Source organism: Synechococcus sp. H60.3 (assembly GCF_047462295.1).
In the GTDB taxonomy this organism is placed as follows: domain Bacteria; phylum Cyanobacteriota; class Cyanobacteriia; order Thermostichales; family Thermostichaceae; genus Thermostichus.
Window position 1 is genome coordinate 1 of sequence record NZ_JANSIY010000105.1, and the last position, 2518, is coordinate 2518.

Genomic DNA, 2518 nt, shown 5'->3' on the forward strand with positions numbered 1-2518 from the left:
CAAGCAGGTCAAGGACGCCTTCGGCGAGTTTGTTAAAACCAGCCGCAAGCGCATGGGCCCGGCCACCCACAGCGCCCTCAGCCGCGCCCTGTTGGATTTTTCCGGCCAGTTGGTGCCCTACCTCACCGAGCAGCGCTACGCCGGCAGGCTCATCTACGCCGGGGGAGACGACGTTTTGGCCTACACCAACCTCTGGGAGTGGGATGGCTGGCTCTGGGACATCCGCCAGTGTTTCCGCGGCGGCGAAGACGACTGGCGGGAGTTCGCCAACGAAGGGGACTACTGGCAGTGGCAAAAGGCGCAGTTGCCGGCTGGCCTCAGCCGCCGCCCTCTTTTTACCCTGGGATCCCTGGCCAGCATTAGCTTTGGTGTGGTGATTGCCCACCACTCGGTGCCCTTGGCCATTGCCCTGGAAAATCTCTGGGAGGCAGAAAAAGGCGCCAAAGGGCAGGCCTATGCTCATGGCAGCCCCAAGGACAGCGTCCAGGTGCGGGTACTGTTTGCCAACGGCAACCAACTGGTGGGCACCAGCAAGTTCGACACCTTCGACAAGTGGAAAGACCTGCTGGATTTTGACTGGAAGTTGCTGGGCCAACAGCAGGATCAAAGCTCGCTGTTTGAGCAGGCTGCCCAGCTCTGGGAGCAGCACCCCGCCCCCAGCTTGGAAGCTGTGCCCGATTGGGCCCGCTTGTTCTGTAGCCGCCGGGATCTCTTTGGCGGCGAAAGCGAGCAGAGGGATCGCTTCCAAGCCAAGCTAATCGAGTTTATCCAGCACTTTTGGCAGCACAGCCTGCCCGCCCAGCCGGCAGCCTGGGATCTGGCCATCAAAAACTGGTTTAAGCTAGCGGCCTTTGTGCTGCGCAACCGCACCGTGAAATTGGGGAGGAACGGTCGATGAGTTGGTTTGTGCTCTCGCCTTTGGATGTGTGGATGTTTCGCGATGCCAGGCCCTTTGCGCCGGGGGAGCGGGCCTGGGCCACCAGCGGCTTTCCGCCCAGCGGCCACACCCTGGCCGGAGCCATCCTGGCCCACCTGGGCCAGCCGGCAACCCTGCGCCTGCGCGGCCCCTTCCTCTGCTGGGATGAGCAGCTTTACTTCCCCAGCCCCCTGCACCTTGACCAGGGATCCCCGCTGGTGCCCATCCCCTGGCTGGAAGAGGAGCATTCCTACAGCGGCTACCGTTGGGATCCCACTCGGCCCGCCCCTTTGGTAGCAGCAGCTCCGGAGGAGGAACGGCCAAGCCCCAAGCAAAAGGCCGCCGGCTACCTGCCCTTTCAGGCGGTGCAAAAAGCGCTGCAGGGCAAGGGCTGGGATCTGGCTCAAGCTGTTCCGCCCCCCTGGGTGGCAGAGGTGCGGCCCCACAACACCCTGCAGGCAGGCAAACGTCAGGTGCGAGAAGCCGATGGCTACTTTGTGGAAACCTGCATCCGCCTGCAGCCCGGCTGGAGCCTGGCTTTCTCCATCGAGTGCTGGGATCCCGAGCGCGAAACCTGGGATCCCTTGCCCCTGGAGCAAGAAGAGGTGGTGCGGCTGGGGGGAGAAGGCCACGGCGCTCTCCTGGGCCCTTGCCCAAAGCTAGGCAAGCAGTGGCAAGCGCTGCAGGAGCTCTCCCAAGAGACCTTCCGGCAAACCCGGCGGGCCTTGGCCTACCTGGTTACGCCTGGAGTGTTCATCAAGAAGGTGGATGGGCGCTCCCTCTGCCGCGCCTGGCCCTGGGAATGGCGCTTGGCCACCCCCCACCCTGCCCACTCCCTCACCGGCCCTCTGGTAAGCGTGGCCACCGGCAAGCCGGTTCCCATCAGCGGCCGCCTGCAGGTGGATTCCCTAACAGAGCCGCGCAAGACCAGCTTACCGGCTCCGCAAGTGTTTGCCGCCCCGCCCGGCAGCGTCTACTACCTGGAGCAGCCGGCTCCCCTTGGGCAGGACGAGCCGGAGCTGGAAGATGGCCGGCTCAACGTCTTCCACCGCTGGCGGCTGTTGGGCTACAGCGAGTTGCTCTGGCTGCCTTGGGTTAACTGATGCTTTTGCAGCCCTGTTCTTTGTCGATAAGGAGTGTTTTTTCGATGACTTTTCACCTGGTCTATCTCACCCTGTTAACCCCCCTGCACACCGGCGGCACCACCCAAGAAGGCAACCTCTTGGGCATTGCCCGCGAAGCCCACACCAACTTGCCCTACATTCCTTCCAGCACCATCCGCGGCAAATTGCGGGCCAGTGTGGCTGAGAAAGAGTTAAAGTTTGAGCTCTTTGGCAACGAAATTGGGGAGGGGGATCAGCTTACCCAAGGCTCCATTTGGATTGGGGATGGATCCCTGTTGTGGGTGCCGGTGGCTTCCCTCAGCCACGGCGTAGTCTGGATGAGCTGCCCCCTCTTGCTCAAGCGCTGGCTGCGGCTAAGTGGCCAGCAGTTGCAGGTGCCGGATCCCTATAGCACCAACTTGGAGACAAACCGGCCCCTCTACCTCAAGGATGCCATCCTGAAAAATGGCCTGAAAAAGTGGGCCAACTGGCAAGACTT

Annotated in this window: 3 protein-coding genes; all 3 read left to right on the forward strand. The window is 62.5% G+C overall.

Features of this window, described 5'->3' with window-relative positions; genetic code table 11:
* The coding region (locus NW841_RS10370; RefSeq protein ID WP_414386287.1) for a Cas10/Cmr2 second palm domain-containing protein at window positions 1–898 on the forward strand (898 nt) is incomplete at its 5' end.
* Window positions 895–2019, forward strand: a complete 1125-nt coding sequence (locus NW841_RS10375; RefSeq protein WP_414386288.1) for a type III-B CRISPR module-associated protein Cmr3 — start codon at window positions 895–897, stop codon at window positions 2017–2019. The genes NW841_RS10370 and NW841_RS10375, both read left to right, overlap by 4 nt.
* 44 nt (window positions 2020–2063) lie before the next feature.
* Window positions 2064–2518 (forward strand): RAMP superfamily CRISPR-associated protein (locus tag NW841_RS10380; protein ID WP_414386290.1); only part of this gene is annotated, 455 nt, incomplete at its 3' end.